We start from the raw sequence: 22,876 nt of genomic DNA, 5'->3' as shown, positions 1-22,876 counted from the left end.
TCCGATGCTCGAATCCCTGTCCCGAATCGCCACCCGCCTGCGAGGGCTGACATCCGCGCTGATCGTACTGCTGATCGTGTTATTGATCGGCGCCGCGATCATCATCTTCAATCCGGGCAGTCACGCCTTGCAGGCCGCGCTCCCAGCGGTCATCGCCCTGCTGCTCTGGACGCTCTGCGGGCTGGTCTTCATTCAGACCTTCACAACAGTGCCGACAAGGCCCAGCCCCGAGATGCGCGGCTTTCCACGCCTTGCACGGCGGCTGAACCGCGGATTCCATTGGCTGCTGTTCGCAACCTTCATCCTGATCAGCATCGCGGCGTTGATGCTCACCACACGATTGTTGCTTTAGTGCGAGACGGCTAGTCGGTCTTCAGCGCGCGCACCTGATCGAGCAGCGCCGGATCATCCCATTCGCGCTCGCCGGTGGCCTTATAGACCAAACGCCCATCTGGCGCCACGACGAAGGTGGTTGGCAGACCACGCAACGGCCAGCGCTGGGTTACCGCGGAATCCGTATCCAACGGCAGCGGGAAGTCCACTGGCACTTGCTCCAGGAAGGCCTTCACCGCTTCGCTATCCTCGCCGACATTGATCGCGATAATCGCGATGCCCTCCGACTCGACCTGCTCCCAGGCCCGCTGCATCGAGGGCATCTCGGCCCGGCAGGGAGGGCACCAGGTGGCCCAGAAGTTGACGATCAACGGCTTGCCTTGAAAGTCCTCGAGCCGGTAGACCTCGGCATTCGGACCGCTCAGCTCGAAGTCGGGCGCCATGGGCGCCTCCGAAACCGGCGTCAGTTGCGCCCCGGCAGCCGACGCGATCGCCGGTAGGGCCAGGAGCAGCAGCAGTGTACTCAGGCCTGGACGCAGACCAGCAGCTCGATGGCCGAGCGTGCGAAGGATCTGGATAGCGTGCATGATATCTCTCTCATCTTAAAGCTAGATGTCCATGGACAGCAGCGCGGGGGATTTGGTGCCTGGCGATTGCACCTTGCATGGCGCGAAGGTGCCGACGTAGTCGGCGGAGCTGAGATAGGGACTTGACAAATCCCACGCCGCCAGCCAATCGGCAAGGCTCGGATCAAGCGGCCCCCTCCACGCGCGCCAGACACGCACGCACCGGTGCGAAACTGCGTCGATGCTCGCAACAAGGACCGAGCCGATCCAGGGCCTCGAGATGGGCCTTGGTTCCATAACCTTTGTGCTGTGCGAAGCCGTAGCCCGGATGGCGCTGATCCAGCTCCTGCATCGCTTGATCACGTGCGACCTTGGCCAGGATCGAGGCCGCGCCGATGGCAATGCTGGTCTGATCGCCACGCACCACCGCCTGCGCCGGACAGCACAGCCCGGAGGGACAGAGGTTGCCATCGATCAGCGCCAGCGTTGGCGCCACCGACAAGGCCTCGAGCGCCTTGCGCATCGCCAGCAATGCGGCCTGCAGGATGTTGATCCGGTCGATCTCGGCAACCTCGACGAAGGTCACCGCCCAGGCCAGCGCGGACGCCTTGATCTCGCACGCCAACCGCTCGCGCCGTGGCGCCGAGAGCTGCTTCGAGTCGTTGATCCCAAGCGGATTGTTCGCGGGATCGAGGATCACGGCCGCCGCGCAGACTGGGCCGGCGAGCGGTCCACGCCCAGCCTCGTCGACCCCGACGACCCGGTCGTTTGGGGCCGAATCGTTCAGTCCAGCATGATTCGATAATCGATCATCCATCGGCGTTTCCTCCCCTCTTGTCGATGAGCGCGAGGATGGCTGCGGCAGCGCGGCGGGCGGCATTCTGTTTGAGTTGGAGATGGATCTGCCGATAGCTGTGTTCGATTTCGGCACGGCGGTCGGCATCATCTAATAGCCGCAGCAGCGCGGGTCCCATGAATTCAGCACGGCAACGCTCCTGCAAGAACTCCGGTGCCAGCTCGCGACCGACCAAGAGGTTGGCCATGGCCGCATAGCGGACCTTGATCAACCGCAGCCTGGTCACCAGCCAATAGGTCAGTGGGTGCAACCGATAGGCGACCAGCATGGGTCGCTTCGAGAGCAGGGCCTCGAGGGTCGCGGTGCCCGAGGCGGTGAGCACCAGATCAGCCGCCGCCATCACCTCGCGGCTTTGGCCGTCGACCAGGCGCAGCGGCACCTCGGGCGCGCGCGCGCGGCGCATCGCCTCAAAGCGCTCGCGCAGCGTCTCGGAGACCATCGGCGCGATGAAGCGCAGACCTGGACGTCGAGCATGGCACCAGGCGGCGGTCTCGAGCATCGGCGGGCCGAGCAGCTCGAGTTCGCTCCGGCGACTGCCAGGCAGGATTGCGATCAGCGCAGTTCCAAACTCGGCGGCTCGCTCGGCATCCGCCCCCCCATCTGCGGCCGGGATCTCTGGCAGCAGTCCCAGCACCAAACGCGCCGCCTCGCAGTTTGGATCAAGCGGGATCTCATCGGCCAGCGGATGACCGATGTAGTCCACCGGCACCCGCTGCGCGCGCAGAAACTCAGCCTCGAAAGGGAAGATGCTGAGCATCAGATCGACCGCGCGCCGGATCTGCTTGACGCGGCCTGCGCGCCAAGCCCAGACGGTGGGACTCACCAGATGCACGGTCGCAAGCCCTTGCACGCGCAGGCGCCGTTCCAGGCCGAGGTTGAAGTCCGGGGCATCGATGCCGATCACCACCAGCGGCTTCAGCTGCCGCAGCCGTGCGATCAACTCGCGGCGCGCGCGCAGCAGGTCCGGCAGCACCCTGGCCACCTCGACCAGCCCCATCACCGACAGGCGCTCCATCGGCAACAGCGTCTCGCAGCCCTGTGCGAGCATCCTCGGACCGGCGACACCGACGAAGCGCAACTCCGGGCGCAGCGCCCGCAGCGCCTGGATCAGCAAGGCACCGAGTTGATCGCCGGAGGGCTCGTTGGCAACGATGCCGATCAGCGCGGGGCGTGGGCTCGGAATAGACGATCGCACGGCGGCTGGATCAGCGCACGATACTGCGGGCACTCGCGCTCAGGAACGCGGTCATCACGCCCACCACCGGCTCGGCCTCGGCCAAGTCGGCGAGCGCCCGCGCCGCCTCGTCGAGCTTGAGATTGGACAGATAGAGCAGCCGATAGGCGCGGCGGATGGCGTTGATCTGCTCGCTGCTGAAGTGCCGGCGTTTCAGCCCCTCGCTATTGATCCCGCGCGGGATCGCCGGATGACCATCGATGGTGATATAGGGCGGCACATCCTTGCCAATCACCGAGCCCATCGCGCTGAAGCTGTGGGCGCCGATGCGGCAGAACTGATGCACGATGGTGAAGCCGCCGAGGATCGCCCAGTTCTCGATCACCACATGGCCGCCCAGGGAGGCGGCGTTGGCCATGATCACCTGATCGCCGATGAGGCAGTCATGGGCCACATGGGTATAGGCCATGAACAGATTGTCATTGCCGATCCGCGTCTCGCCGCAGCCTTGCACCGTGCCACGGTGGAGGGTGGCCGACTCGCGCACCACATTGCGATCGCCGAGCGTCAGCGTGGTGGGCTCGCCGCCGTATTTCTTGTCTTGCGGGGCTTCGCCCACCGAGGCGAACTGGAAGATACGATTATCGCGCCCGATCATGGTGGGTCCGTTCACGAGCGCGTGCGGCCCGATCCAGGTGCCCTGGCCGATGCTGACATCGGCACCGATGATCGCATAGGGTCCAACCTCGACGTCGTCGTCGAGTTGTGCCGAGGGATCGACGACGGCGGTTGGATGGATCAAGACTCAGAAGTCCCGCGCGGTACACATGATCTCGGCACTCGCCACCATGCGCTCGTCGACGCGCGCCTCGCCCGAGAACTTCCAGATACCGCGCTTGACGTTGTGCACCCTGACATCGAGGAAGAGCTGATCGCCAGGCTCCACTGGACGCTTGAAGCGCGCATTATCGATGCCGACGAAGTAATAGAGCGATTTCTCATTCACTTCTTCCGGCCGCGACTCCATGGCCAGCAAGCCGGTAGCCTGGGCCAGCGCCTCGATGATCAACACGCCCGGCATCACTGGGCGGATCGGGAAATGCCCATTGAAGTACGGTTCGTTATAGGTCACGTTCTTCAAACCGATCAACTGCTCATTCGGCTCGAACAACACGACGCGATCGACCAACAGGAACGGATAACGGTGCGGCAGCAGGCTCAGCACCTTATGGATATCCATCTTAATCAAATCCACCTCCACAGAGCCGGCTGCACGCCAACATCAGGCTGTCTTATCACTGTTTTCTCGCCATCGCTCAGGTGACGACCTGGGCTGAGCGTCTTGCAGCTCGGTAACCTGTTCCTCGAGCCGGCGCAGACGCCTTGCCATCTCGTCGAGATGGCGAAAGCGCGCGACGCTGCGACGCCAATCGGCACTCGGCATCGCCGGGATACCGCTGCTATAGGCACCGGCTTGCTCAAACGAGCGCGTCACCATCGCCATGCCGGTGAAATGCACATCGTCGGCGATCTCCAAATGGCCGGCCACGCCGACCGCGCCGGCGATGGTGCAATTCTTGCCGATCCGTGTCGAGCCGGAGATGCCGGAACAGGCGGCCATGGCGGTATTCTCGCCGACCTCGACGTTATGGCCAATCTGGATCAGGTTGTCGATCTTGACCCCATCGCCGATGACCGTCTCGCCGATGGCGCCACGATCCACGGCACTGTTGCTGCCGACCTCGACATCATCGCCAAGGCGCACGCGCCCGATCTGCGGGATGCGAATCCAGCGCTCGCCATCGCGCGCGAAGCCGAAACCTTCGCGACCAATGACCGCGCCAGGATGCAATAGTACACGTTTGCCGATGAGGCTCCGCGCGCAAACCGTGACAGCGGCGACCAGGCGCGTCTGCTCGCCGATGAGGCTATCGCGTTGGATCACGCAATGCGGCCCGATCTCGACGCCAGCCTCGATCACGACCCCCTCCTCGATCACGCAGAGTGCACCGATCGAGGCCGAGGGATGGATCTGCGCGCTGGCCGCGACCACCGCGCTCGGGTGCCAACCGGCTGGTGGCGGTCGGCGCGGATGCAGCAGCTCGACCACACGCGCGAACGCCAGCGTTGGATTGTCGACGACCAAACAGGCACAGGGTGCTTCCGCCGCCAACTCAGGTGTCAGGATCACCGCAGCGGCACGGGTCGCGCGCAAGGCGGGGAGATATTTCCTGGCACTGACAAAACTGATGCCGGCCGCGCTCGCCTCGTCCAGGGCGCAGACCTCGTCGATCTCGATGTCGGCGCCCTGACCGAGCAGCTCGGCGCCGATCCGGGTTGCAAGTTCACTGACCAACATCGCGTTTGCTGTCTCAGCGCTTCTCAAAAACCTCTTTGAGACGGTCGATCACCTCGTCCGAGATATCCGCGCGCGAACTCGCATAGACCACGCCTTCGCTCAAGATCAGATCAAAGCCATTATCCTTGGCAACCTGCTCGACGACCTCCTCGACTTGTTGCACCAGCTTGGTCCGCAAATCGCTCTGGCGCAGGGCAAAATCCGCCTGCAGCTCTTCCTGGGCATAACGCAGGCGTCGCTCGCGCGCGCGAATGTCGTTACGCAACCGCGTCACCTCATCAGAGCGCATCAGGGCACCATCGCGCTCGAGGCGCGTCTCCAACCGCGCGATATCCTCTTGTTGCGAGGTCAATTCAGCCTCCCGCTCCTGCGCTTCCGCACTCAGAAGATTACGCGCGGCCTCATATTGAGGTGATTCCTCGACAATGCGATTGGGATCGATGACGGCAATGCGGAAGGGTTCCTCGGCATTCACGGTGCCGGCAAGCAGCAGAAGAGCGAGCAAAGGCGAAGCAATCCAGCATCGTTTCAACATAATGTCTGACGTTCAGAATGTCTGACCAAATGAGAACTGAAAGATTTGGGTCTCGTCATCATCCTCCGAATTGAGCGGAAACCCGAGGCTCAAGGACAGCGCCCCTACGGGTGAAAGCCAGGCGAATGACAGGCCCGTCGAATAGCGCAGATCCCCCAGATCGAAACCCGTGGGCGCCACCAACGGATCGGACTCCGTCCACCAGACATTGCCGAAGTCGAGGAAGGCGCCAAGACGCACCGTATTCTCGAATTGGCCACCAATGGGCGGGGGCGCAAAGACCTCCAGCGATCCGGTCATTTTGAGATTCCCGCCGACCGGATCATCATCGCCATCAACCTCGCGCGGTCCAAGGGAATAGGCATCATAACCGCGCACCGAACGCGGTCCTCCGGCATAGAAGTTCTCGAAGAACGGTAGTTGCGCAGTCTCCCCGTATCCAGCGCCATAGCCAAGATCGCCTCTCAGCGCGAAGGTGAATTTGCGCGTGAGCTGGATGTACTGCCGGCCCTCCAGGTTCAAACGGTAGTACTGGAGGTCGCTCCCCGGCACGGCAATCTCTCCAAAGGCTCGCTGAAAGGTGCCCTTGGTCGGGAAAATAGCCGAATCACGGCTATCTCGTGAGTAGTTAGCCGTAATGAAGAAATCGTTGAACTTGTCGCCGTTGTCTTGGACGAAATCCTGAGCTAGCTCCGAAGTGTTCCCAGCGAAGAAGTGCGTATACTGATAACGGAACCCAAGTCCGGCGCGACTCACATCCGAGATTGGCAAACCAAAGTTGACCTCAGCCAAACCGACATCGGTCGTGAAATCGGCACCAATGAGATCATCGAAGTTGGTTGCCCGATAACTTAGGTCGAAACCGCGGCTGATCCCGTCGACCGTGTAATAAGGATTGGTATAAGCCAACCGATAGAGTTGCGAACTGCGACTCGTGTTCAGGGCCATCGAAACGCGTTTACCGGTTCCGAGAAAGTTGTTCTGGGTCACACTCGCATTCAGGAGGATGCCTTGGGACTGCGAAAAGCCGACACCAGCGAGCAGGTTCCCGGACGGCTTTTCTTTTACGCTCACATCGACATCGACCTGATCCGCAAGCCCAGGCACCGCCGGCGTCTCGATCGTCACATCCTCGAAGTAGCCGAGCCGTTGCAGACGCTCGCGCGAGCGCTTGACCAGATCGGTCGAGAACCAGGCGCGCTCGAGCTGGCGCATCTCGCGGCGCAACACCACATCGCGGGTGCGGGTGTTACCTTCCATATTGATGCGGCGGACATAGACTCGCTTACCCGGATCGACGAAGAAGGTGATGATCACCTCCTTGTTCTCTTCATCGATCTCCGGCACCGCGTTGACATTGGCGAAGGCGTAGCCCTCACTGCCGAGCAGCTCGGAGATGCGCTCGGCGCTCTCGGTGGCCTTGATGCGTGAAAAGTCCTCGCCCCGGCGCAGATGGATCAACGGGAACAGCTGCTCGGTCGGCACCCTGGACTCGCCCGCCAGCTTGATGTCCTTGACCTGATAGACATCGCCTTCCTCGATCGCAATGGTGACGTACATGCCGTCCTTGTCGGGGCTGATCGAGACCTGCGTCGAGGTGATCTCGAAGTTGACGTAGCCACGATCGAGATAGAAGGAGCGCAGATCCTCGAGGTCGCCACCGAGCTTCTGTTTCGAGTATTGATCGTTCTTGGTGTAGAACGAGTACCACTTGGTAGTGCCGAGATCGAACTGCTTGAGCAACTCCTTGTCGCTGAATGCCTGGTTGCCGATGATGTTGATCTGCTTGATGCGCGCGGTCTGTCCCTCGACGATCGCGATGCGCACCGCCACCCGATTGCGCTCGAGCGGCGAGACCGTCGATTCGATCTCGACCCCGTATTTGCCGGCACCGAAGTACTGCCGGCGCAATTCCTGCTCGATGCGATCGAGCATCGCCGGGTTGAAGACACGGCCTTCGGCCATGCCGATCTCTTCGAGTCCTTCCTTGAGCTGCTCGGTCTTCAGGGATTTGTTGCCGGTGAGATCGATCTGGGCAATCGCTGGACGCTCGCGCACCACGACGATCAGGACATCGCCTTCGCGCTCAACCTTGACATCACTGAAGAATCCGGTCGAGAACAGCGAGCGGATGATGTTGCCGGTAATGCCGTCACTGACCGAATCGCCCACCTGGACCGGCAAATAGTTGAAGATAGTCCCGGCGGCAATCCGCTGTAGGCCCTCGACTCGGATGTCAGCAACCTCGAAATCGGCGGCTTGGACGCCGGCGGCCATGAGACACAAGGCCAACAGCGTTACCCTGATGCGGCCTGTTGCGCAATCTGCGCGGGACGACGTCACATTGACCCCCTGTTCACGCTAAGGATGTGCTTCATCTGAGGAGCGGCGTGCCCAGACTCGAGAGACGGTGTCACGAACGCTGATGACAGCCTGAGAGACTCACGCCAGCAAAGCGCTCGAGTATAAGGGATTCGCACGGATCAGCCCAGCAGGATCAGTGCGCGAGATCAGCCCAGCAATTTCGCCAGATCGACATAGAAGGCGAACGTCATCAACGCAATCAGCAAGGCGATGCCGACGCGCTGGCCCTGCTCCTGCACCGCCTCGGACAAGGGCCGGCCGAGCACGCCCTCGATGGCGAAGTACAGCAGATGCCCGCCGTCGAGCACCGGGATCGGAAACAGGTTGATCAGCCCCAGGCTCACGCTGAGCAAGGCGAGGAATTGCACGAACGAGGCCAGCCCGTAGCTCGCAGTCTCCCCCGCCGCGTTGGCGATGCCAATCGGGCTGCTGATATTTTCGACCGAGGCCGTGCCCACCAGCATCTTGCCGACGATGCGCAGGGTCAGCATCGACACATCGACCACGCGCCGCCCGGCCTCGAGGACGGCATCGATCGGCCCATAGCGGACCCAGACCTCCTGATCGGCCCAGATCTCGTCCGGGTACTCGACCCCGGCGCCGATGCGCCCACTCGTCTCGCCCTCCACCTCGACCGCGCGGGGATGGAGATCGAGCAAAACGCGCTCGCCATCGCGCGCGAGCGTCACCCGCAGGCGCTCGTCCGGGTGAGCCTGGACGATCGACACCAGATGCTGCCAATCGTCGATCTCGACCCCATCGATGGCGAGGATGTGATCGCCGGTCTCGAGTCCCGCCTCGGCCGCCGGCTGCCCGGGCACCACCTCGCCGATCACGGCGGGGATCGCAGGCGAGACGCGCTGTAGTCCGATCGCATCGAGAAAGCCCTGCCCCGGCTCGAGTTCGGCGAGCCGATCGCCAGCGAGCACCCGCATCTGTTCGCTGCCATCGGGACGCTGCACACGGATGCCAAGATCCTCGCCACCGATCCCTTCGGAGAGGGTCGCGAGCCAGACCGCGCTCCAAGTCGGCGTGGGCCGATCGCCGACGGCAAGCACCCGGTCACCGGGCTCGAAACCGGCGTCGGCGGCGATACTCTGTGGCGGAACCTCGCCGATCTCGGGCGTCAGACCCGACTGACCCGCCATGAACAGCAGCCAGTAGAGCACCAAGGCGAGCAGGAAATTGAAGGCCGGCCCGGCCATCACGATCGCTGAGCGCACCCAGAGCCTTTGTCGATTGAAGGCCAGGTGCAACTCGGCCTCGGGCACCGGCTCCTCGCGCTCATCGAGCATCTTGACGTAGCCACCGAGCGGGATCGCGGCGAGCACATATTCGGTCGGATCATCGCGTCGGCGCCAGCTCAGCAGCGCCCGACCGAAGCCGATCGAGAAGCGCAAGACCTTGACGCCGAGCCGGCGCGCCACCCAGAAGTGACCAAATTCGTGCACCGTCACCAGCACCAGGATGGCGACGAGAAAGGCGCTGAGTTTCAGGAGGAGATCGAGCATGACGGATCAAGCGGCCAACGCGCGCAGGCCTTGCTCGGCCAGCCCGCGCGCGCGGGCATCGACTGCCAGCACATGCTCGAGCCCGGCGGCGCCGACCGGCTCGGCCGGCAGTTGATCCATGGTGCGCTCCACCAGGCTGGCAATCTGGGTGAACCCAATGCGCTCGGCGAGGAAGGCGGCGACCGCGACCTCATTGGCGGCATTCAACACCACCGGCCCGGTGCCACCCTCGGCCGCCGCCCGATAGGCCAGTTCCAAGCAGGGGAAGCGCTCGGGTGCCGGCGGCTCGAAATCGAGATGCGCGGTGACGAACAGGTCCAGCGGCTCGACGCCCGAGGCCATGCGCTGTGGCCAGGCGAGCGCGTGGGCGATCGGCGTGCGCATATCCGGATTGCCGAGCTGCGCCAGCACCGAGCCATCGGAGTATTGGACCATCGAGTGGATCACGCTCTGCGGATGCACCACGACCTGGATCTTGGCCGGCGAGGTGTTGAACAACCAGCAGGCCTCGATGATCTCGAGCCCCTTGTTCATCATGGTCGCCGAGTCGACCGAGATCTTGCGCCCCATCTGCCAGTTGGGATGGGCACAGGCCTGATCCGGCGTCACCGCCGCCAGCGACGCCGGCGAGGCGTCCCGGAACGGCCCGCCGGAGGCGGTCAGCAGAATGCGCTCCACCCCGCATTGACCAAGCCCATCGGCGAAGCTCGGCGGCATGCACTGGAAGATGGCGTTGTGTTCGCTATCGATCGGCAGCAACAGGGCGCCGCTGGCCACGGCGGCGCGCATCACGATATCCCCGGCGACCACCAGGGCCTCTTTGTTCGCGAGCAGCACCCGTTTGCCGGCCTGGGTCGCGGCCAGCGTCGAGGGCAGGCCGGCGGCACCGACGATCGCGGCCATCACATAATCGGCCTCGGGCAGCGCGGCGATGGTCTCGAGCGCCTCGGCGCCGGCTAGCACTTCCGGTGGCCTCGGCATGTCCGCGAGCTGCTCGCGCAAGGACGCTGCGGCGGCGGGATCGACCATCACCGCGTAGGAAGGCTGAACGCGCCGACACTGTTCGGCCATGCGCTCGACATTGCGATGCGCGCTGAGCGCCACCACCCGAAAGCGCTCCGGATGCCGCAGCACCACATCGAGCGTGCTGACCCCGATCGAGCCGGTCGACCCGAGCACCGTGATACCGATCATAGCCTCTCCTCCCATTATTGCCCGCCGATGAGCCAGATGAAGCCGAGCGCGAAGATCGGCGCCGCCGCCGTCAGGCTGTCGATACGATCCAGCATGCCGCCGTGGCCTGGTAACAGGGAACCGGCATCCTTGATCCCGCGCCGGCGTTTGAGCCAGCTCTCGAACAGGTCGCCGACCACCGACAGCACCGCCGTCAGCACGCAGATCACGAGTAAAAAGAGCGTTTGCGGCGCCGCCAAACCGAGCAGCAACGCGACCAGCAGCCCCCACAGGGCCGCCGCCGCCACGCCGACGTAGACGCCCACCCGAGTCTTACCCGGGCTGAGCACTGCCGAGAGCTTCGCGCGACCGAAGCGCCGCCCGCTGAAATAGGCCGCGCTGTCGGCAATCCAGATCAGCATCAGCAGACTCAGGGCAATCAGCGGACCCTGCGTCAGCATGGCATGCAAATGGACCAGCGCGAGCCAAGGCGTGACCAACACCAACAGACCGAGCATCAGCAGCGAGGGCTCGACCCGCGGCGCCTGATCGATGCGCTGGATCAGGGGCAAGCGCAGCGCCAGCACGAGCCACCAGAGGGCGGCGAGCGCGAGGATGAAGGCGTGCCACGCGCCTGGCACCAGCAGCCAGACGAGCGGCAAACAGAGCAGGATCAGCGCCATATAGCCCGCGCGCACGAGGCGGGCGCCGAAACCGGCCAGCGCCGACCATTCCCACGCCGCCATGGCGACGAACAGCGCCATCAGCCCGGCGAACCAAGGGCTCGGCAGCAACAGCACCGCGCCCATCACCAGCGGTGCCAGCAGCAGCGCGGTCAGCACACGCGCGCGCAATCCTTGAGTGCGTGCCCCAGGAGCGTGCTCAGCCGCCATAGGCATCCGCCAGTTCGGTCACTTGCTCACTGGTCAGGCCGAAGCGACGCTGGCGACGGCCGAAATCCCGCAGCGCGGCGACAAAGGCATCGGCATCGAATTCCGGCCACATCAGATCGGAAAAGTAGAGTTCGGCGTAGGCACTCTGCCACAGCAGGAAGTTACTGATGCGCTTCTCGCCGCCGGTGCGAATGAACAGATCGGGCTCCGGAAAACCGGCGGTGCAGAGGCGTCCGGCGATCGCCGCTTCATCGATGGCATCCGCTTGCAGCTGTCCCTTCGAGACCTCGCGCGCTAAAGCCCGCACCGATTGCGCAATATCCCAACGCCCCCCGTAATTGGCGGCGATCTGAAGCAAGAGAGAGTGGCCATCACGGGTCGCCTCCTCGGCCTCGGCGATCTGGCGTTGGAGCTTGTTCGAAAAAGCCGAGAGGTCACCGATAAAACGCAGTTGCACGTCGTGCTCGATAAGCCGATTGACCTCGGCGCGCAAGGTGCTCATGAAGAGTTCGAGCAGGGTATTGACCTCGGCGCGCGGGCGGCGCCAGTTCTCGCTGCTGAACGCAAACAGCGTGAGCATGTGCACGCCGCTGCGCAACCCTTGTTCAACCACCGCACGCACGCTTTTGGCGCCCGCGCGATGCCCTTGGGTTCTCGGCAGGCCGCGCTGTCGCGCCCAACGGCCATTGCCGTCCATGATGATGGCGACATGGGCTGGAACCCTGAGTTGATGCCCTTCGCCGTCAGGCTGATTCGTGGAACTCATTGAACGTCAGCGGACTTCGCAAGGCTGCATCAAAAAGGAAGCGCGCGCCGCTCAAATCGCCATCAAGTCTTGTTCTTTTTCGTCGAGAATCTGATCGACCTCTTTAACGAACTGATCGGTCAGCTTCTGCACGATTTCCTGACCGCGGCGTTCATCATCTTCCGAGATCAGCTTTTCCTTAACCAGCTCCTTGAGCTCATGATTCGCATCGCGGCGAATATTGCGCACCGCAACCCGGGTCTGTTCCGCCTCTTGCCGGGCAATGCGCTGCAGATCGCGCCGCCGCTCCTCGGTCAGTGCCGGCATCGGGACACGGATCACGACGCCGGCACTGTTCGGATTGACCCCGAGGTCGGATTGCATGATGGCCTTCTCGACCGCCTGCACCATGTTCCGCTCCCAAGGCGTCACCGTGAGGGTGCGGGCGTCTTCAACCGCCACATTCGCGACCTGATTGATCGGCACCTCGGAGCCGTAGTAGCTCACTTTCACATGGTCGAGCAGCGACGGATGGGCGCGGCCGGTGCGAATCTTCGCCAACTCGTGGCGCAGCGCCTCGGCACTCTTTGACATCCGGTCAGCGGCGTCTTTCTTGATGTCATCGATCATTGTTCGTTTCCAGTCACCACCAGCGAGCCAATATCCTCGCCCGCCGCCACTCGGGCAAGCGCGCCGGCCTCGTAAATGTTCATGATGCGCAGCGGAATCCCATTGTCGCGGCAGAGCACGATAGCGGTCGTATCCATCACCTGCAGCCGTTCGGCAATGGCTTGATCATACGTCAAGCGCTTGTAGAAGATCGCCTCCGGATGGGTCATCGGGTCCTCGGAAAAGACCCCATCGACCTTGGTCGCCTTGATCAGGAGATCGGCGCCGATCTCGACCGCGCGCAGGCTCGCGGCGGAATCGGTGGTGAAGAACGGATTGCCGGTCCCGGCCGCGAAGATGGTCACCCGCCCCTTGTCGAGATGCCTGAGCGCGCGGCGGCGGATATAGTCCTCGCAGACCTGATTGACCTTCAGCGCCGACATGACCCGGGTCGGCACCGAGCGGCGTTCGAGAGCATCCTGCATCGCCAGCGCGTTCATCACCGTGGCCAGCATGCCCATGTGGTCACCGGTCACGCGGTCCATGCCTTCGGCGGCGAGCGCGGCGCCGCGAAACAAATTGCCGCCGCCGATGACCAACGCGATCTGCAAACCCTGCTGCGCGGACGCCGCGACATCATCCGCAAGACGTCCCAAGAGCATCGGATCGATGCCGCAAGACTCGTCCCCGATGAGCGCTTCACCGCTCAGCTTCAACAAGATACGCCGATAAGCGGGCTGCGACACGATTCGATCCTAATGTCAGTTAAGAGAGCTAGGCGTCGACCTGACCGGCCTGGGCCTTGACCTCATCGGCGAAGTTCTCGACCTTCTTTTCAACACCTTCGCCAACCTCCATGCGCAAAAAGCGTTTGACCTCGGCACCCCGCGCCTTGAGCAGATCGCCGACCTGCGTATCGGGGTCCTTGACGAACGCATGACCGAGCAGGGTCACTTCCTCGAGGTATTTGCGCATCCGGCCATCGGTGATCTTATCGACGATATTGGCTGGTTTGCCACTCTCGAGGGCCTGCGCCTTGAAGATCTCGCGCTCCTTCTCAAGCGCCTCGGCGGGGACATCCTCGGCCGATACGCAGAGCGGGCTCGAAGCGGCGATGTGCATCGCGATATCACGCCCTAGTTCTTCGTCGCCGCCGACCAACTCGACTAGCACCGCGATGCGCACGCCATGCCGGTAGCTATAGAAGCTTCCCACGGGAGCATCGAACCTGTGCATGCGGCGCACGGCGACGTTCTCGCCGATCTTCGCGATCAGCGCCTGGCGCGCTTCCTCGACGCTCTCACCATCCCCTCCCGCCAGCGGCTGTGCGGCCAGCGCGCCCTCGTCAGCAACCGTACTGACCAGCGCAGTCTCGGCCACCGCAGCGGCGAAACCGGCGAAGTGCGCATCCTTGGCAACAAAATCGGTCTCGCTATTGACCTCGACCATCACGGCCGCATGGTGATCATCCGCAATTCTGAGTTCGACGACACCTTCGGCGGCGACACGGCCAGCCTTTTTCGCGGCCTTAGCCTGACCTGACTTCCGCATCGCCTCGATGGCCGCGTCGATGTTCCCGTCCGTTTCGACCAGCGCCTTCTTGCATTCCATCATGCCGGCGCCGGTGCGTTCGCGCAGTTCCTTGACCAGTGCGGCTGAAATCGCCATGAGTCACTCCAGAAAAATCGTGATATTGCTCGAGACGACAACGTCTCGAGCTTGAAAAAATAGAATCGCTCGAGCCGGCCCCCGGCCCGAGCATGTCAGCCGGCAGCTGCTGCTACTTCTTCTGACTCCTCGGCCGGATCACGGCCGCCGGCCATGGCCGCCGCCGTCTGCCGACCATCCAGGATGGCGGACGCAGCACCCTCGATGTAAAGCCGCACCGCGCGAATCGCATCATCATTGCCTGGGATCACATAATCGACCCGACTCGGATCGTTGTTCGTGTCAACGACGCCGACAACAGGAATACCAAGCTTATTGGCCTCGTTAACAGCGATCTTCTCATGGCCCACATCGACCACGAACAGCGCATCCGGCAGGCCGCCCATGTTTTTGATGCCGCCGAGGCTAAGCTCGAGCTTATCGAGTTCGCGACGAAGCGTGAGCTGCTCTTTCTTGCCGAAACGCTCGATGCTCCCGTCCTCGAACATCGACTCAAGTTCCTTCAGCCGCGCAATGGACTGCTTGACAGTCTTAAAGTTGGTCAGCATGCCACCCAGCCAACGATGGTTGACGAAGGGCATGTTGCAGCGGTTTGCTTCCTCGCGCATCGCCTCCTGCGCGGCCCGCTTGGTGCCCACGAAGAGGATCTTACCGCCATTCGCGGCGAGCTTCCCCAGGTAGCTCATCGCTTCCTGATAGAGCGGCAGGGTACGCTCAAGGTTGACGATATGGATCTTATTACGCTGACCAAAGATGTACGCGGCCATCTTCGGGTTCCAGTAGCGTGTCTGGTGGCCGAAATGCACACCAGCCTGCAGCATCTGCCGCATTGAAACGTCGCTCATGATGTTCTCTCGTATCGGGTTGGGCCTCCACGCACTCCATGATGCAACCTCTTTCGAGGCACCCGGCATCATGTGTCGGTGCGTGTGTGGCGTTTATCGCGCGCGATGAGGCTCAGCGCCGATCGCGGCATGGTTTCGATCGATTTCAGTATCCCTTCCTTCGGCAGCCTCGGCGTTGTTTCCCGGGCTTCCAGCCTTGACCTTCAGTGAGACGACCGGCATCTCAGGTCCGTACCCTATTGAGTCAAGCTCAGGCATCAGGATGGGACACTTGGCCAGAGCGAGCTTAAATTGCCCCACTCCGCCGCGTCTTATACCATGCTCGATTCGATCGTCGCAAACCAATCGATAAGCGGTCTCCTCGATCCCAGATCGAAGACAGCCGCGTGTCCGCTATATCAATCCCTATGATCGCAGCCGCCGGAATCCTGAGCCCATGAGTGTTGCCATAAAAAATGCCGAGGAGATCGAAAAGATGCGCGTCGCGGGGCGGCTCGCCGCCTCCGTGCTCGAGATGATCGGCCCGCATGTCGTCCCCGGCGCCACCACCGACGAACTCGATCGCATCTGCCATGCGTTCATCGTCGATGATCTCGACGCGATTCCCGCGCCCCTCAATTATCGCGGCTTCCCGCGCTCGATCTGCACCTCGGTCAACAACCAGGTCTGTCACGGGATTCCCGGCAACAAGCGCCTCAAGAAAGGCGACATCGTCAATATCGACATCACCGTGATCAAGGACGGCTACCACGGCGATACCAGCAAGATGTTCTTCGTCGGCGAGCCGACCGTGCTCGCGCGCCGGCTCGTCGACACTACCCAGCAGGCACTGCGCGTCGGCATCGCCGCGGCCGGCCCCGGCGCCACGCTCGGTGATATCGGCCATGCTATCCAGACCTTCGTCGAGCGCCATCGCTTCTCGGTCGTGCGCGAATACTGCGGCCATGGCATCGGGCTTGCCTTCCACGAGGAGCCACAGGTGCTGCACTACGGCAAGCCCGGCGATGGCCTGCGGCTGCAACCGGGCATGTGCTTCACCATCGAGCCGATGGTCAATGCCGGCAAGCGCTTCGTCAAACTGCTGCCGGACGGCTGGACCGTGGTCACCAAGGATCGCGCGCTCTCGGCCCAGTGGGAGCATACGATCCTGATCACCGAGACGGGCCGCGAGGTGCTGACCCTGCGCGAGGAGGAGCGCGCGGCGGCGGGCGATGATCATGCCCTCGACACCGCCGACGGCCTGCAAGCGCCGGTTCGGCTGCGCGCCAGCGCCGGGTGAGAACCGACAGCGCACTCACCCTCGGCGTGCTCGAGCGCGAAGCCGAGCTGCTCGGTGTCGACGAGGGCGCCGCGCTGGCGCACTTTCGCGACACCGTCAAGGAGGTGCGCGCAAGGCTCTTCGAGAGCTACGACCAGGGGGCTCCCGTTGGCCAACTGCTGCAGGCGCGCTCGCAGGCGATCGACATGCTCCTGCGCTGCGCCTGGCAGCGTTTGATGCCGGACACCGAAGCCGGCGCCCTGATCGCCGTCGGTGGTTATGGCCGGGCCGAGCTGCATCCGGCCTCGGACATCGACCTGCTGATCCTGGTCGACGCGGACCAACTCGAGCCGCTGCAGGCACCGCTGACCACGCTCATCACCTTCCTCTGGGACATCGGCATCGAGCTGGGCCACGCGGTGCGTACCCTCTCCGAGTGCGCCAGCGCGGCGGCCGATGACCTCACCGTGATCAGCAACCTGATCGAAGCGCGGTTCATCACCGGGCGCGCCGCGCTCTTCGATCAGCTCCAAGCGGTGATCGCGCCCGCGCACCTGTGGCCGACCGACCGCTTCTTCGAGGCCAAGATCGCCGAGCAGCACAAACGCTGGCGCCGTTACGGCGAGACGGCCTACAACCTGGAGCCCAACATCAAGGAGAATCCGGGCGGTCTGCGCGACATCCAGATGATCAGCTGGGTGACCAAACGCCACTTCGGCTCCGGCTCCTTGCTCGAACTCGTCGACCACGGCTTCCTGACCGAAAGCGAGCACCTCGCCCTGATCGAGGGCCGCGCCCTGCTCTGGCGCATCCGCTTCGCCCTGCATCGGCTCACCGGCCGCCACGAGGACCGGCTGCTGTTCGACTATCAGCGCACCCTCGCCGAGCAGTTCGGCTACAGCGACCACAGCGACAACCTCGCCGTGGAGCAGTTCATGCAGCAGTACTACCGCACGGTGATGGAGCTGAACCGGCTCAACGAGATGCTGCTGCAGCTATTTCGCGAGGCCATCCTGCTGCAGGATCGCATCGGCCCGCCGGAGCCGATCAACCGGCGTTTCCAAAGCCGCAGCGGCTACCTGGAAGTGACCCATGAACAGGTCTTCAAACACCGCCCGATCGCACTGCTCGAGGCCTTCCATCTGCTGCAGCTGCGCCCCCAACTGCATGGGGTACGCGCCTCGACCATCCGCCTGATCCGCGAGCACCGCCATCGCATCGATGACGCCTTTCGCGAGGACGTGCGCGCGCGCAGCCTGTTCATGGAGATCCTGCGCCATCCGAGCGGGGTCACCGACACCCTGCGGCGGATGAATCGCTACGGGGTGCTGGCGAACTATATCCCGGCCTTCGCCAATATCGTCGGGCGCATGCAGTACGACCTCTTCCACGTCTACACCGTCGATGAGCATACGTTGCGCGTGCTGCGCAATCTGCGCCGCTTCTCGGTCCCCGCGCACGATCACGAGCTACCGCTGTGCAGCGCGGTCGCGCGGCGCGTGCCCAAGCTCGAGATCCTCTATTTGGCGGCGCTGTTCCACGACATCGGCAAGGGGCGCGGCGGCGATCATTCGATGCTCGGCGCGCACGATGCCTGGGATTTCTGCCAGTTGCACTACCTCAGCGAATTCGACAGCCGGCTGGTGGCCTGGCTGGTCGAGCACCATCTGCTGATGTCGGTCACCGCACAGCGCAAGGACATCTCGGACCCGGCCGTGATCCAGGCCTTCGCCGAGCAGGTCAGCGATATCAACCGCCTCGATTACCTCTACCTGCTCACCGTGGCCGATGTGCGCGGCACCAATCCGAAACGCTGGAGCACCTGGAAGGACGCCCTGCTGCGCGAGCTCTACCACGCCGCGCGGCGCAGCCTCGACCGCGGGCTCGACAACCCGCAAGCGCAGGATGTGCTCATCGAGCAGAAACAGATCGAGGCCATGCGCATCCTCGCGCGTCAAGGCATCGAGGCCGAGGACTGCCGCAATCTCTGGTTTCGTTTCTCGGTGGACTTCTTCGCGCCCAGCCAGCCGGAAGAGATCGCCTGGCAGACCCGACGCATCCTCGAGGCGCGGCCCGAGGATTTGCCGATGGTCGATCCGCGCCTGCTACCGACGCGCGGCTGTACCGAGATCTTCATCTACACCCAGGATTGCGAGAATCTCTTCGTGCGCATCACCGCACTGCTCGATCAGCGCAACCTGGATATCGTCAATGCCCGCATCATCACCACCGATGACGACATGGCGCTGAATGTCTTCCAGGTGCTGACCCGAGACCATGAGCCGCTCGAGCAGGGCGAGGTCAGCGACGAGCTGGCCGAGCAACTGCGCCACGAGCTGCGCCAGTCCGCGCACACCGAGCCGCGCGTCAATCGGCGCCTGCCGCGTCAGTTGCGCTACTTCCCCATCGAGACCCGCATCAGCTTCACCGATGATGCGGCCAATCAGCGCACGCTCATGCTGCTCACCACGCGCGATCGGCCCGGGCTGCTGGCCGAGATCGGAACCGTCTTCGAGCGTTGCGACATCCAGGTCCGGGGTGCCAAGATCGCCACCGTCGGCGCCGAGGTCGAGGATGTGTTCTTCATCGCCACCCGCGATGCCACGCCGATCCGCTGCGGTCAAACCCTGAGCTGCCTGCGGCGCGAGGTCCACGACCGCCTCGATCAACATCCAAGCTGATGCCTCCCACCGGGTTGACCATGTCGATCACTCGCCTTTCACGCCCATGCCTCCTCGCCCTGCTCGCGAGCATGGTCATCGGCCTTGCCGACACTGACCAGATCGCCTGGGGCGCGCCGCTCGGTGAGCAGCAAGCCGCCGATGAGCAGCAAGCGGCCGACGCGCGGACACCTTCGCCGCATGCGTCCATGCCGGCCCCCATGCCAGCGCCGGGCACGCATCAGCCGCCAATCCCCCGCTGGCTGGAGGAAGTGCGGGCCCAGCGCCGCGCGTTACATGCGCAACGGCGCGCCGCGCATCAGGCCAGACATGATGCGCTGGACCCCCTCGGCGCGGCCAAGCGCGACGAGCGCCAGGACCAACAACGGCGGCGACGACAGGAGATGCGCGAGATGATCGAGACCGAACGCCGGCTGTACCTCAACCGCGGCCCCTGGTTCAACCCGCTGACACCAGCGGGACCGCCGGTGGAATCAAGGCGCCCACCGCCAACGGCCGGCGGTCCACTCACGCGCGGCAGTCTCGTCGAGGATCGAGCCCCCGAGCGTTCTGAATCCTCCAACGCCAGCGGCGAGCCACGCCCCCCCTCGGACTGGAACAACCTCTGGTATTACAACGGCTGGTGAGGCGGCTGCTCGATCAGCTCGAGCGCATTGGCATCGGGATCGCGCGCAAACAACGCGCGGCGGCCAGAGCGACTGAGCGTATAGGGGATCGCGGCGGCGTCGAGCACGGCCATCACCGCCTCGAGATCGGGCACCGTCAGCGCCAGATGCCGATCGCGCCCGCCATGCGCGGGACGCGCCGCGACCGGGTCCGGATTCGGTAGCTCCAGCAGGTGGATCTGCTGAGCACCGACGCGCAGCCAGGCGCCCGCGAAGCCCAGCTGCGGCCGCGTCGGCTCGACCTCGAGCCCGAGCAGATCGCGATAGAACGCAAGCGCGCGCTCGGTATCGGCGACGATCAGGCTCACGTGATGGATGGTATGGATCAGGCTCATCGGAACGGCCTCCGCCGGCTGTCTCGGCTGTCTGTGAGTGGAGCGGATCGGCACCCTGCCCTATACTGTGCGATTGTGCCTAGGAAACCGCTTTCCAATGGCGGCGAGGCTCGACGCCAGCCCACCGTCTTCTCGCTGCGATGAACCCGAACCTCAGCCGCCTGCAACCCTACCCGTTCGAGAAGTTAGCGGCGCTCATGCGTGATATCGAGCCGCCCGCCGAGTTATCGGCCATCGCGCTCTCGATCGGCGAGCCTAAGCATGCCACACCAGCGTTCATCGCCAACGCGCTGGTCGCGCATATCGACCAGCTCTCGAGCTATCCGAGCACGCGCGGGCTGCCCGAGCTACGCCAAGCGATCGCCGACTGGCTCGCTCGCCGCTTCAAGCTCGGCCCGAGCGGGATCGATCCACAGACGCAAGTGCTGCCAGTCAACGGCACCCGCGAGGCCCTGTTCGCCTTCGCCCAAGCGATGATCGACCCGCGCGAGGATGCGCTGGTGCTGATGCCCAACCCCTTCTATCAGATCTACGAAGGGGCCGCGCTGCTCGCCGGGGCCTCGCCCTATCTGCTCCCTTGCAGCGAGGACACGCACTGGCTGCCGGATCTCGAGCGCGTGCCGGAATCCGTCTGGGAGCGCTGCCGACTGATCTATCTCTGCTCGCCCGGCAACCCGACCGGCGCGGTGATGGGCCAGGCCCAACTGATGCAGCTGATCGAACGGGCGCAGCGGCACGACTTCATCATCGCCGCCGATGAATGCTACGCCGAGCTGTATCTCGACGAGGCGAGCCCGCCGCCCGGTCTGCTGCAGGCCGCCGCCGCGCTGGGGCTCGATGATTATCGCCGCTGCGTCTGTTTCCACAGCCTCTCGAAGCGCTCAAACGCGCCGGGGCTGCGCTCCGGTTTCGTCGCCGGCGATGCCCAGCTGATCGAACCGTTCTTCCAATACCGCACCTATCATGGCTGCGCGATGCCGCTGCAGCATCAACAGGCGAGCCTGCTGGCCTGGCAGGACGAGGCGCATGTGATCGAGAACCGGCGCCTGTATCGCGAGAAGTTCGCCGCCGTGGCCGCGATTCTGGAAGACGTGCTCGCGTTCAGCATCCCGCCGGCTGGCTTCTATCTCTGGCCGCGCACACCGATCCCGGATACCGACTTCGCGCGCCGGCTGCTTGCCGAGCAAAACCTGCGCGTGCTGCCCGGACGCTTCCTGTCGCGTGCCGGCGAGCACGGCGACCCCGGCCTGAACCACATCCGCATGGCGCTGGTGCCCCCACTCGATGACTGCATCGAGGCCGCCCAGCGCATCCGCGCCGTCTGTGAGCGGTTATGACGAACCGCGTGACATCGTCGTGCTCATCGGGCAGCGCGGTTTTTCCTGATTAACCTGAATTTGATTCACGTTCTCTTTCCAGCAATCTTCACCGGAGCCAACCATGTCCGAGCAACACAGCGAGCAGCAAGCCATCATCGAGCAGGCCTTCGAGCACCGTGCCGAGATTACCCCGCGCACGGTCGAGACCCATGTGCGCGATGCGGTCATCGACACCATCGAGCGACTCGATCGCGGTGAGCTGCGCGTCGCCCAGCCGCATGCCGGTGACTGGGTCGTCAACGATTGGATCAAGAAAGCGGTGCTGCTCTCGTTCCGCATCGAGGACAACCAGTTCATCAAGGGCGGCTTCACCAACTATTACGACAAGGTGCCCTCGAAGTACGCCGATGTCAGCTCCAAGGACTTCCGCGATGGCGGGGTGCGCGTGGTGCCACCGGCCACCGCCCGACGCGGCTCCTACATCGCGCCGAGCTGCGTGCTCATGCCCTCCTATGTCAACATCGGCGCCTATGTCGACTCCGGCACCATGGTCGATACCTGGGCCACCGTGGGCTCCTGCGCCCAGATCGGCAAGAACGTCCACCTCTCCGGTGGCGTCGGCATCGGCGGTGTGCTCGAGCCGATCCAGGCCGCGCCGACCATCATCGAGGATGATTGCTTCATCGGCGCGCGCTCCGAGATCGTCGAGGGCGTCATCGTCGAGCGGGGTGCGGTGATTTCGATGGGGGTCTACATCGGCCAGAGCACCAAGATCTATCACCGTGAGACCGGCGAGATCAGCTATGGCCGCGTGCCCGCTGGCGCCGTCGTCGTGCCCGGCAACCTGCCGGCGAAGGACGGCACGCACAGCCTCTACTGCGCGGTGATCATCAAGCAGGTCGACGAGAAGACTCGCGGCAAGGTCGGCATCAACGAGCTGCTGCGCGATATCTGAGCGCTTATCCCAACCAGTGCCCAGCCACGGAC

Annotated in this window: 23 protein-coding genes; 6 read left to right on the top strand and 17 right to left on the bottom strand. The window is 63.8% G+C overall.

The genetic code is table 11. From position 1 onward, the window contains the following. Positions 1–4 precede the first annotated feature (4 nt). Positions 5–352, top strand: coding sequence for a hypothetical protein (locus tag CCR82_RS10215; protein ID WP_201245695.1), 348 nt, complete (start codon positions 5–7; stop codon positions 350–352). A 10-nt stretch (positions 353–362) separates the two neighbouring features. On the opposite strand, the gene CCR82_RS10210 is transcribed toward CCR82_RS10215, so the two are convergent. From CCR82_RS10210 to rpsB, 16 genes are all read right to left on the bottom strand, one after another. After that, positions 363–920, bottom strand: coding sequence for a TlpA family protein disulfide reductase (locus tag CCR82_RS10210; RefSeq protein ID WP_201245694.1), 558 nt, complete (start codon positions 918–920; stop codon positions 363–365). 163 nt (positions 921–1,083) lie between these two features. Further along, a complete protein-coding gene (gene rnhB / locus CCR82_RS10205) occupies positions 1,084–1,716 on the bottom strand; it encodes a ribonuclease HII (RefSeq protein ID WP_201245693.1) in 633 nt (210 codons plus the stop codon). Beyond that, positions 1,709–2,950 (bottom strand): lipid-A-disaccharide synthase, encoded by a 1,242-nt coding sequence (gene lpxB / locus CCR82_RS10200; protein ID WP_338073147.1) that lies wholly within the window; start codon positions 2,948–2,950, stop codon positions 1,709–1,711. The genes rnhB and lpxB overlap by 8 nt, the downstream gene beginning before the upstream one ends. Before the next feature lie 10 nt (positions 2,951–2,960). After that, positions 2,961–3,731 (bottom strand): acyl-ACP--UDP-N-acetylglucosamine O-acyltransferase, encoded by a 771-nt coding sequence (gene lpxA / locus CCR82_RS10195; RefSeq protein WP_201245692.1) that lies wholly within the window; start codon positions 3,729–3,731, stop codon positions 2,961–2,963. Positions 3,732–3,734: 3 nt separating this feature from the next. After that, complete coding sequence (gene fabZ / locus CCR82_RS10190; RefSeq protein ID WP_201245691.1) at positions 3,735–4,169, bottom strand: 3-hydroxyacyl-ACP dehydratase FabZ; 435 nt, start codon at positions 4,167–4,169, stop codon at positions 3,735–3,737. Between the two features lie 42 nt (positions 4,170–4,211). After that, a complete protein-coding gene (lpxD, locus tag CCR82_RS10185; RefSeq protein ID WP_201245690.1) occupies positions 4,212–5,288 on the bottom strand; it encodes a UDP-3-O-(3-hydroxymyristoyl)glucosamine N-acyltransferase in 1,077 nt (358 codons plus the stop codon). 13 nt (positions 5,289–5,301) lie between these two features. Further along, entirely contained in the window at positions 5,302–5,793 is a 492-nt protein-coding gene (locus CCR82_RS10180; protein WP_242513396.1) for an OmpH/Skp family outer membrane protein, read from the bottom strand. A 42-nt stretch (positions 5,794–5,835) separates the two neighbouring features. Continuing rightward, positions 5,836–8,100: an outer membrane protein assembly factor BamA gene (gene bamA, locus CCR82_RS10175; protein ID WP_201245688.1), complete on the bottom strand. Its 2,265-nt coding sequence runs from the start codon at positions 8,098–8,100 to the stop codon at positions 5,836–5,838. Positions 8,101–8,333: 233 nt separating this feature from the next. Next, positions 8,334–9,698, bottom strand: coding sequence for an RIP metalloprotease RseP (gene rseP, locus CCR82_RS10170; protein ID WP_201245687.1), 1,365 nt, complete (start codon positions 9,696–9,698; stop codon positions 8,334–8,336). Positions 9,699–9,704: 6 nt separating this feature from the next. After that, positions 9,705–10,892, bottom strand: a complete 1,188-nt coding sequence (gene ispC, locus CCR82_RS10165) for a 1-deoxy-D-xylulose-5-phosphate reductoisomerase (RefSeq protein WP_201245686.1) — start codon at positions 10,890–10,892, stop codon at positions 9,705–9,707. A gap of 14 nt (positions 10,893–10,906) precedes the next feature. Further along, the gene (locus CCR82_RS10160; protein ID WP_242513395.1) at positions 10,907–11,764 is read right to left on the bottom strand and encodes a phosphatidate cytidylyltransferase; all 858 of its coding nucleotides are present in this window, start codon (positions 11,762–11,764) and stop codon (positions 10,907–10,909) included. After that, positions 11,754–12,530 carry a polyprenyl diphosphate synthase gene (gene uppS, locus CCR82_RS10155; protein WP_201245684.1) on the bottom strand — a complete coding sequence of 259 codons (777 nt, stop codon included), beginning with the start codon at positions 12,528–12,530 and terminating at the stop codon, positions 11,754–11,756. Before uppS ends, CCR82_RS10160 begins: the two co-directional genes overlap by 11 nt. A gap of 51 nt (positions 12,531–12,581) precedes the next feature. Further along, the gene (gene frr, locus CCR82_RS10150; protein ID WP_201245682.1) at positions 12,582–13,139 is read right to left on the bottom strand and encodes a ribosome recycling factor; all 558 of its coding nucleotides are present in this window, start codon (positions 13,137–13,139) and stop codon (positions 12,582–12,584) included. Then, entirely contained in the window at positions 13,136–13,864 is a 729-nt protein-coding gene (gene pyrH / locus CCR82_RS10145; protein ID WP_201245680.1) for a UMP kinase, read from the bottom strand. Before pyrH ends, frr begins: the two co-directional genes overlap by 4 nt. A 28-nt stretch (positions 13,865–13,892) precedes the next feature. Further along, complete coding sequence (tsf, locus tag CCR82_RS10140) at positions 13,893–14,786, bottom strand: translation elongation factor Ts (protein ID WP_201245678.1); 894 nt, start codon at positions 14,784–14,786, stop codon at positions 13,893–13,895. Between the two features lie 95 nt (positions 14,787–14,881). Beyond that, complete coding sequence (gene rpsB / locus CCR82_RS10135; RefSeq protein WP_201245675.1) at positions 14,882–15,616, bottom strand: 30S ribosomal protein S2; 735 nt, start codon at positions 15,614–15,616, stop codon at positions 14,882–14,884. A gap of 451 nt (positions 15,617–16,067) precedes the next feature. Here rpsB and map point away from each other — a divergent pair, with 451 nt between their 5' ends. From map to CCR82_RS10120, 3 genes are read left to right on the top strand one after another with little or no spacing between them, the layout of a single operon-like run. Next, positions 16,068–16,910 carry a type I methionyl aminopeptidase gene (map, locus tag CCR82_RS10130; protein ID WP_201245673.1) on the top strand — a complete coding sequence of 281 codons (843 nt, stop codon included), beginning with the start codon at positions 16,068–16,070 and terminating at the stop codon, positions 16,908–16,910. Next, positions 16,907–19,570 (top strand): [protein-PII] uridylyltransferase, encoded by a 2,664-nt coding sequence (gene glnD, locus CCR82_RS10125; protein WP_338073146.1) that lies wholly within the window; start codon positions 16,907–16,909, stop codon positions 19,568–19,570. Before map ends, glnD begins: the two co-directional genes overlap by 4 nt. Positions 19,571–19,590: 20 nt before the next feature. After that, positions 19,591–20,196: a hypothetical protein gene (locus CCR82_RS10120; protein ID WP_201245671.1), complete on the top strand. Its 606-nt coding sequence runs from the start codon at positions 19,591–19,593 to the stop codon at positions 20,194–20,196. Here the strand turns inward: CCR82_RS10120 and CCR82_RS10115 are convergent. Then, positions 20,181–20,570, bottom strand: a complete 390-nt coding sequence (locus CCR82_RS10115; RefSeq protein WP_201245669.1) for a VOC family protein — start codon at positions 20,568–20,570, stop codon at positions 20,181–20,183. The genes CCR82_RS10120 and CCR82_RS10115 overlap by 16 nt on opposite strands. Positions 20,571–20,710: 140 nt before the next feature. Between CCR82_RS10115 and dapC the strand changes: the two genes are divergently transcribed. Continuing rightward, positions 20,711–21,907, top strand: a complete 1,197-nt coding sequence (gene dapC, locus CCR82_RS10110) for a succinyldiaminopimelate transaminase (RefSeq protein ID WP_201245666.1) — start codon at positions 20,711–20,713, stop codon at positions 21,905–21,907. Between the two features lie 103 nt (positions 21,908–22,010). Next, positions 22,011–22,844, top strand: coding sequence for a 2,3,4,5-tetrahydropyridine-2,6-dicarboxylate N-succinyltransferase (gene dapD / locus CCR82_RS10105; RefSeq protein ID WP_201245665.1), 834 nt, complete (start codon positions 22,011–22,013; stop codon positions 22,842–22,844). Positions 22,845–22,876 lie beyond the last annotated feature (32 nt).

It is taken from the genome of Halochromatium salexigens (assembly GCF_016653295.1).
Classification (GTDB): Bacteria; Pseudomonadota; Gammaproteobacteria; order Chromatiales; family Chromatiaceae; genus Lamprobacter; species Lamprobacter salexigens.
The sequence above is the reverse complement of the archived record's forward strand: the minus strand, read 5'-3'. Positions and strand labels throughout refer to the sequence as shown.